Genomic DNA, 6,548 nt, shown 5'->3' on the forward strand with positions numbered 1-6,548 from the left:
GGTCGGCGGCGAACCGTCGAGCCTGGTCGGTTGGGTTATTGACGGAGAGAACTACATTTCCTTGACCCAAACCGGAGCTGACTTTAAGGCTGCTTCTCAGCCTGATGATTCCGTGCGGGAAGAGACTGGTACGGAGACCACGGGGGACGTCGAGTGGCATGTCTTCACCGGCGAAGATGCCCGACCGCTGTGGGTCGCTGACCTGGGGGATGTGCGCCTGGCTATTGAGGCGATGGCCTCCCACGAGCAGACTCGCACTGCCGCGGAGAAGATTGCTGCGACGCAGCCAATTGACGTCACCGACGTTTCCGACAGTCCCGATGCTGCGGGAGGGACTGCCGAGCCCAGTAGCGCCGAAACAGCTAACTAGACCCTGGCGCTAGCTCGCACGCTAGCCCTCGTTCTGCGCCTCGGCGTTGCGTGACTCTCGCTGCTGCAGTGCTTGCTCGATGCGCTTGGACGCGCCGTTGAGGTAGTCCTCGCAGTATGCGGCCAGCTCCTCGCCGCGTTCCCAGTAGTTCAGCGACTCGTCGAGGCTCATCTGCCCGAGCTCGAGGATCTTCACGACCTCCACCAGCTCGTCGCGTGCCTGCTCGTAGCTCAGCTGGTCGAGCGGGCGAAACTTCTGCTGCTCGCCGTTGTTGGTGTTGTTAGTGCCGTTGTTGGTGTTGTTGTCCGCCATCGTTTTATGCCTCTCCTGCGCTGTTCTCGGTGCTGTCTGTGCTGTCTGTGCTGCCGGTGCTGCCGGTACTGTCTGTCGTGTCGCTGTTTCTATTCATGACGCCCCCAGGCGCCGCCTGCACACCCATCGCCGCGGCCGCGATGGATCCGTCGGGGACACGGATGCGCAGCTGCGAACCGGGATTAACTTGATCCACCGTGGTGACCACCTGGGGCCCCGACTTGTCCCGCGGAATGACTTGCACGATGGAATAGCCACGCGCGAGGGTCTGGGATGGCCCCAGGGCGTTGACCTGTGCTTTCAGCGATTCGATGGAGGAACGCAGCGAGCGAACATGCACGCCGAGCGCGCGGTCCTTGCGCTGCAGAGCCTCCGCGATGATGTCCTTCTGGCGGGTGACCGGCAGGCTGGGATCCGCCATCACGGGCCGGGTGCGGATCTGCGCCAGCCCCTTACGTTCGTGCGCCACCCAGTTACGCAGGGCCCCGGCGCCGCGCTGGCGTGCTTCGCTGATGATTCGCAGCTCCTGAACCACATCCGGGACCACTGTCTTGGCCGCATCTGTGGGAGTGGCCGCGCGGACGTCGGCCACGTAGTCCAGCAGGGGATTGTCCGGCTCGTGCCCGATGGCCGAAACCACTGGGGTTCTCAGTCGGGATACTTCGCGGACCAGTGCTTCCTCGGAGAATGGTAGGAGGTCTTCCACCGAACCACCGCCACGGGCGACGATGATTACGTCGACCGCCGGGTCCTGCTCCAGCTCGTGTAGAGCATCGACGACCTGCGGCACCGTCTTCGGGCCTTGGACGGCTGTATTAATCACCCGAAAGCGCACTGCGGGCCAGCGGCGCTTGGCCACCTCCATCACGTCCCGCTCCGCCGCCGAACCACGACCGGTAATCAAACCCACGGTGGTGGGCAGGAAGGGCAGGGGAGCCTTCAAGCGGGGATCGAAAAGTCCCTCGGCGAACATGGCCTTCTTCAGCCGTTCGATCTGCGCGAGTAGCTGGCCGATACCGACCTGCCGGATTTCCGTGACCCAGAGGGAAAAGCTGCCGCGCTTGGAATAGAACGACGGCTTGCCGTGCACGACAATGCGGTCGCCGTCCTTCACTGGCGTGGCCAGGTTCTTCAGCGCGCTCGTCTCCACGGTCAGGGAGACCGAAGCTTCCAGGTTCACGTCGCGCAGAGTGATGTAGGAAAACCGCCAGGTACTCTTCATGTTTACCTGCGTGACCTGGCCTTCTACCCAGATGAACCCCAACCTTTGGATCCAGTTCTTCACCTGGTCGTTTAGCTGCCCGACCGCCCACGGGGCCTCAGGGGAGTTTGGAACACTCATGGTTAAGCATTCTAAATGACGGCTCGGACACCAGTGGCTGAGCAGTGGTTGGGCAGGGGTTGGGTAGAGGGCTGAGCAGTGGTTGGGCAGGGGATGGGCAGGGGATGGGCACTGCCAGGTACTTCCATTACGATGGGGCACATGAGTACCCCAACTACCGAGGCAACTGCCGATACTAAGAAGGTTTATCTAGCTGCCCCGCGCGGTTATTGCGCCGGAGTCGACCGCGCCGTCGAGTCCGTCGAGAAGGCTTTGGAAAAGCACGGTGCGCCGCTGTACGTGCGTAAGGAGATCGTGCACAACAAGCACGTTGTGAAGACCTTCGAGGATCGCGGCGTGATCTTCGTAGACGAGACCTCGGAGGTTCCTCGCGGCTCCAACGTGGTGTTCTCGGCGCACGGTGTATCGCCCGCGGTGCACGAGGAGGCACGCCAGCTCGAGCTGAAGACTTTTGACGCCACGTGCCCGCTGGTCACCAAGGTTCACCACGAGGTCACTCGCTTCGCCAAGCAGGGATACCAGATCATCCTGATCGGCCACCACGGCCACGAAGAGGTCGAGGGCACCGCGGGTGAAGCCCCGGATGTTGTCCACCTGGTCGACGGCGAGGACGACGTGAATGCGTTGGACTTCCCGGAGGATACCAAGCTTGTGTGGCTCTCCCAGACCACCCTGAGCGTGGACGAAACGATGACCACCGTGAAGCTGCTGCGTGAGAAGTTCCCACACATCCAGGACCCGCCCTCCGACGACATTTGTTATGCCACCCAGAACCGCCAGGTCGCGGTGAAGGCCATCGCGCCGAAGGTGGAGCTCATGATCGTGGTTGGTTCGCAGAACTCCTCCAACTCCAAGCGCCTGGTGGAGGTTGCCCTGCAGCACGGTGCGCAGGATGCCCACCTGGTGGACTACGCAGAGCAGGTCGATCCCGCTTGGCTGAATGGCGTGACGCACGTCGGCGTGACCTCAGGCGCATCCGTCCCGGAGATCCTCGTTCGCGGTGTGCTGGAGCTGCTGGCGGAGAAGGGCTATGGCGAAGTGGAGGAAGTCACCACCGCCACGGAGGACCTGATCTTCTCCCTGCCGCGCGAGCTGCGTCCGCCGCGCACCCAGAAGTAAAACGCGATGTAAAACGCTGAGGGAGGGGGGGGAGACCTAGGGCTAGTCCAAGGGCCTACCCCCCTCTAACCCTGTTGATTCCCGTCTGTTTAGTCGCGCTCGTCGTCGAGGTAGCGCTTGGGGGATATGCGTCGCTCCGGGAAGGGGACCCGGCGGCGCTGGGCATTGTCGCGCAGCTCCGAGGAGCTGCGCGTTACCCGCTTGGCACTGGTACGGGAGGTTTCAGTGCGAGAGCGATCATCGAAACGCAGGAACTCTTCGTCCCTATCGAGATCCTTGGTGGCGCTTTCCTGATAGGGGGCTGGGACGGAATCCCCGCCCCGCGGGATGCGGCCTATGCGCCGGGAGTCACTACTGCGATGGCGCTCCCGCTGTTCTGCTCGTTCCACCCGCTCACGCTGTGCCGTCCGCTCTGAACGCTTCCGCGGTTCGTAGCTGGGGGCGTCATCAAAAGAACGAGCACTCCTGCGTGCGTGGCTCCGAGCATGCGAACGCTCCTGTGCGCGACCGTAGGTCTCAATGTTGCTGCGGTCGGATTCGCTGCGACGACGGCGCTGCATTTCCAGCTTTGCGGCCTTGCGGGTGAGGGACTCGCGGAAGTTCCACCAGCGGAAAACCGCGATGCCCACCGCAACGAGGAAGGGGATCAGCAGCCAAAGGTAGTGCTCGATGGCGGGGTAGATAGAGGTGATGACCTTCGTCTTTCGGCTGGCAATCGTCGCCCTTCCGGAACTGAACCAGCCAATCAAAAGCGACCCGAACAGGTAAAACAGCGGGAACGAGGCGACGGTGATAAAGAGCCCGCGCGGCTCGACGAAGATGGTAGAGGCAATCATCCCGACTGCGAAGAGTCCGAAGAAAAGGGTCGGGATCGTGGTATCGCCATTGGCGAGCACTAGGCCGGTGAAGACGATGGCCAGCATCACCAGTGCGGGTGCCCAGACGGGGAACCAGTGCGCCGGTGAATCATCATGCGCCACCTCAGCCATGCCGCGGCTGCGTACGCCACGGTGTACGGAGCGGTTGTTGCTTCTGTGTCGGCTGCTTTCGGTCACGGGGTAATGCTACTTCTTTGGTTCGCTCTACTCGTTATTGCCACGGAGGGACTTATAGATTGACTGCACCCTACCGCGGATCCGTGCCCTCTTGTCACTGAGGGGTGACGCCCCTTCGCCTCCGTCGGCCGCCGCCTCCGCAGGATCGTCCGCAGGATCGTCGCTGACCGCCGTGGCGGTCGTGGTCTTGGAGGAATCGGCAGAATCAGTCTTGTCGGAGCTATTCAACATCATCGCCTTGCGCAGTTCCTGCCAGCGTTGGGCGGCACGCTCCGACTGTTCGCCCGTGAGGGAACCGGCGGTAGTAGCAAACTCGATATCCTGGGAGGTCTTCTCGCCCGTGGCGAGGTCCGTCAGGTCGCCCATGTATCGCAGGATGACAGCGATCATAGCGGCGCAGGGCACGGCCAGGAAGGCGCCGATGATGCCGAACAGGGTGGAGCCCAGGGTGACGGACAGCAGGATGATGACGGGGTGGACGTTCATCGCGCGGGACTGCAGCACCGGCTGCAGGATGTTGCCCTCCAGCTGCTGGACTGCAATAACCAGAAGCAGCGCCAAAACGGCGGTGTTGAAGTCAACTGCCACGAGTGCGATCAACACGGATAGGGCACCGGCGACGAACGCACCGACCATGGGAATGAAGCCACCGAAGAATGTCAGGATAGCCAGCGGGCCGGCCAGCGGCACGTTCAGCAGGACGAGGCCCAGGCCGATGAAGATGGCGTCGATGGCGGACACGATGGCCTGGGTGCGGATGAAGCCGCCCAGGGTGTTCCAGCAACGAGTCAGAACCTCAGTGAGGTGCCAGCCGACGCGGCGGCCCGTCACACGGCGCAGCATCGGCAGGAAGTTCTCTCCGTCCTTCAAGAAGAAGAACGTCAGAACCAGCATCACGAAGAGGGTGACCAGTAAGGAGGCGGTTTCCGTGCCGAAGGCGGCAATGCTCGTTGCGATGTCGCCGGACTTGTTCTGCAGCCAGTCAGTGATCTGCTGGACACCATCGTTGAACTGGCTTTCCTGCAAGTTCACGGGGGGTCCTTGCAGCCAGTCCTGGATCCGGCCGATGCCGTCGCTGGCCTGGTTGACGATCGTCTTACCCTGGTCCACAGCACTGGGTGCGATGGCAGCGAAGGTGCCGATGATGAGGGCGAAGAAGCCCAGGATAGAAATTAGCACAGCCAAGCTGTTGGGGATCTTCAACTTGCGGAGCAGGCGCACGACCGGCCACAGCACGGTACATACGATCACCGACAGGCAGACCGGCAGAATGCCGGCCCAGAGCTTGCCGAAAACTTGGAATCCCAGGTATAGCGCCGCGGCGATGATGATAAAGCGCAAGCACCAGCCCGCAAACCAGCGACCGGTGGTGCCGATGACCTCCGCGCGGTCGCGCAGTTCAGGGTTTAGCTCCTCATCGATAGGAGACTTCTTAGCGGGCTTCTTGGCCTTCTTCTTGACCTTTGCGGCGTGCGAGCGAAGCCCAGGACGATCGTCAGTTTCCGTTTCTCCGTCTGGCTCGTGATCTTCATCCAGTGGCTTCTCCATGCCTGTTGTGGCGCGGGCGGTGTTGCGCTCCTGGACGTAGGAGTCCCCCTTTTCCTCCACGGTGGGGGCAGTTTCTGCTCGCTTGTCCTCGACCAGCTCGGCCTCGGGGGAGTCGGGGCTTACGGTTGGGTGCTTGGCTGCCTGCGGTTCGTCAGCGAATTGGCCATGGCCGAGGCGCTCTTCGTCTCTATCGTCGCCCGGTATTGGGATGTTTTCCGTATCCATTCGATGGGAACCCGCGATAAAGTCTGCAAAATCACGGCCATCCTTACGAGGAAAGGACCTGTCGTGGGGGTTCTGGGAGTTCATTCTCCCTATTCTGCCTCACGCAGGTCCAAAACGGGAGTTTATGACGCACCCCGGGGCGTGTTTATCAGCGGCTTAACGCGCCGCGGAGGATGTGTTCACCTGGAGTAGAGACTCGTTGTCCGTGCCGGGTGCGGATCCCAGCTCGCCGGTGGTGGCGTCATCCGTTTTCGCGAGCATAAGAATCGCTGCAACGAGCCCACCCCAGATCACGATAATGAACAGGGCCATCAGGAGAATTGCGGGGCCGGTCATGACAGTTCCTTTCCATTGTTAGGGCCATTGTTAGAGCCGGTGGCAGAAGTAGCGGCGGTGGCAGCGCCATTGACGAGCGGGTTCGGAGTGCCGCTCGGCCGACCCTTTGGAGGCACGCCGTAGTCCGAACTCGGCAGACCATTAAGGAACAGCGTGCCGCGGAAAGGCACGAAGCTCCATACCACCGCGCCCAGGCCGATGATGATGAGCACCAACCAGCCGTAAGCGAAGATCGTCCCGG

7 protein-coding genes and 1 pseudogene are annotated in these 6,548 nt (G+C 62.1%); 2 read left to right on the forward strand and 6 right to left on the reverse strand.

Features of this window, described 5'->3' with window-relative positions; all coding sequences use genetic code 11:
• Positions 1 to 370, forward strand: a 370-nt coding sequence (locus Q0331_RS02065) for a DUF4245 family protein (protein WP_298074429.1), incomplete at its 5' end; no start/stop codon positions are given.
• 21 nt (positions 371 to 391) lie between these two features.
• On the opposite strand, the gene Q0331_RS02070 is transcribed toward Q0331_RS02065, so the two are convergent.
• Positions 392 to 682 (reverse strand): exodeoxyribonuclease VII small subunit, encoded by a 291-nt coding sequence (locus Q0331_RS02070; RefSeq protein WP_298074431.1) that lies wholly within the window; start codon positions 680 to 682, stop codon positions 392 to 394.
• A gap of 4 nt (positions 683 to 686) precedes the next feature.
• Positions 687 to 2,024, reverse strand: a complete 1,338-nt coding sequence (gene xseA, locus Q0331_RS02075) for an exodeoxyribonuclease VII large subunit (RefSeq protein ID WP_298074433.1) — start codon at positions 2,022 to 2,024, stop codon at positions 687 to 689.
• Between the two features lie 132 nt (positions 2,025 to 2,156).
• Between xseA and Q0331_RS02080 the strand changes: the two genes are divergently transcribed.
• Positions 2,157 to 3,143 (forward strand): 4-hydroxy-3-methylbut-2-enyl diphosphate reductase, encoded by a 987-nt coding sequence (locus Q0331_RS02080; protein WP_298074438.1) that lies wholly within the window; start codon positions 2,157 to 2,159, stop codon positions 3,141 to 3,143.
• Positions 3,144 to 3,232: 89 nt separating this feature from the next.
• Here the strand turns inward: Q0331_RS02080 and Q0331_RS02085 are convergent, their stop codons facing one another.
• From Q0331_RS02085 to Q0331_RS02100, 4 genes and pseudogenes are all read right to left on the reverse strand, one after another.
• Complete coding sequence (locus tag Q0331_RS02085) at positions 3,233 to 4,198, reverse strand: DUF6542 domain-containing protein (protein WP_298074435.1); 966 nt, start codon at positions 4,196 to 4,198, stop codon at positions 3,233 to 3,235.
• Between the two features lie 27 nt (positions 4,199 to 4,225).
• The gene (locus Q0331_RS02090; RefSeq protein ID WP_298074437.1) at positions 4,226 to 6,055 is read right to left on the reverse strand and encodes an AI-2E family transporter; all 1,830 of its coding nucleotides are present in this window, start codon (positions 6,053 to 6,055) and stop codon (positions 4,226 to 4,228) included.
• Between the two features lie 72 nt (positions 6,056 to 6,127).
• Positions 6,128 to 6,307: a methionine/alanine import NSS transporter subunit MetS gene (metS, locus tag Q0331_RS02095; protein ID WP_035005767.1), complete on the reverse strand. Its 180-nt coding sequence runs from the start codon at positions 6,305 to 6,307 to the stop codon at positions 6,128 to 6,130.
• Positions 6,304 to 6,548 (reverse strand): annotated as a pseudogene (locus Q0331_RS02100) (sodium-dependent transporter); the annotation flags it as partial. The pseudogene Q0331_RS02100 and the gene metS, both read right to left, overlap by 4 nt.

Source organism: uncultured Corynebacterium sp. (genome assembly GCF_937999985.1).
Taxonomy (GTDB): domain Bacteria; phylum Actinomycetota; class Actinomycetes; order Mycobacteriales; family Mycobacteriaceae; genus Corynebacterium.

What these genes read in the sequence shown, in the direction of transcription:
- Q0331_RS02070 (WP_298074431.1), bottom strand. Translation starts at nt 682, where the DNA reads ATGGCGGACAACAACACCAACAACGGCACTAACAACACCAACAACGGC.
- Q0331_RS02080 (WP_298074438.1), top strand. Translation starts at nt 2,157, where the DNA reads ATGGGGCACATGAGTACCCCAACTACCGAGGCAACTGCCGATACTAAG.
- metS (WP_035005767.1), bottom strand. Translation starts at nt 6,307, where the DNA reads ATGACCGGCCCCGCAATTCTCCTGATGGCCCTGTTCATTATCGTGATC.
- Q0331_RS02090 (WP_298074437.1), bottom strand. Translation starts at nt 6,055, where the DNA reads ATGAACTCCCAGAACCCCCACGACAGGTCCTTTCCTCGTAAGGATGGC.
- xseA (WP_298074433.1), bottom strand. Translation starts at nt 2,024, where the DNA reads ATGAGTGTTCCAAACTCCCCTGAGGCCCCGTGGGCGGTCGGGCAGCTA.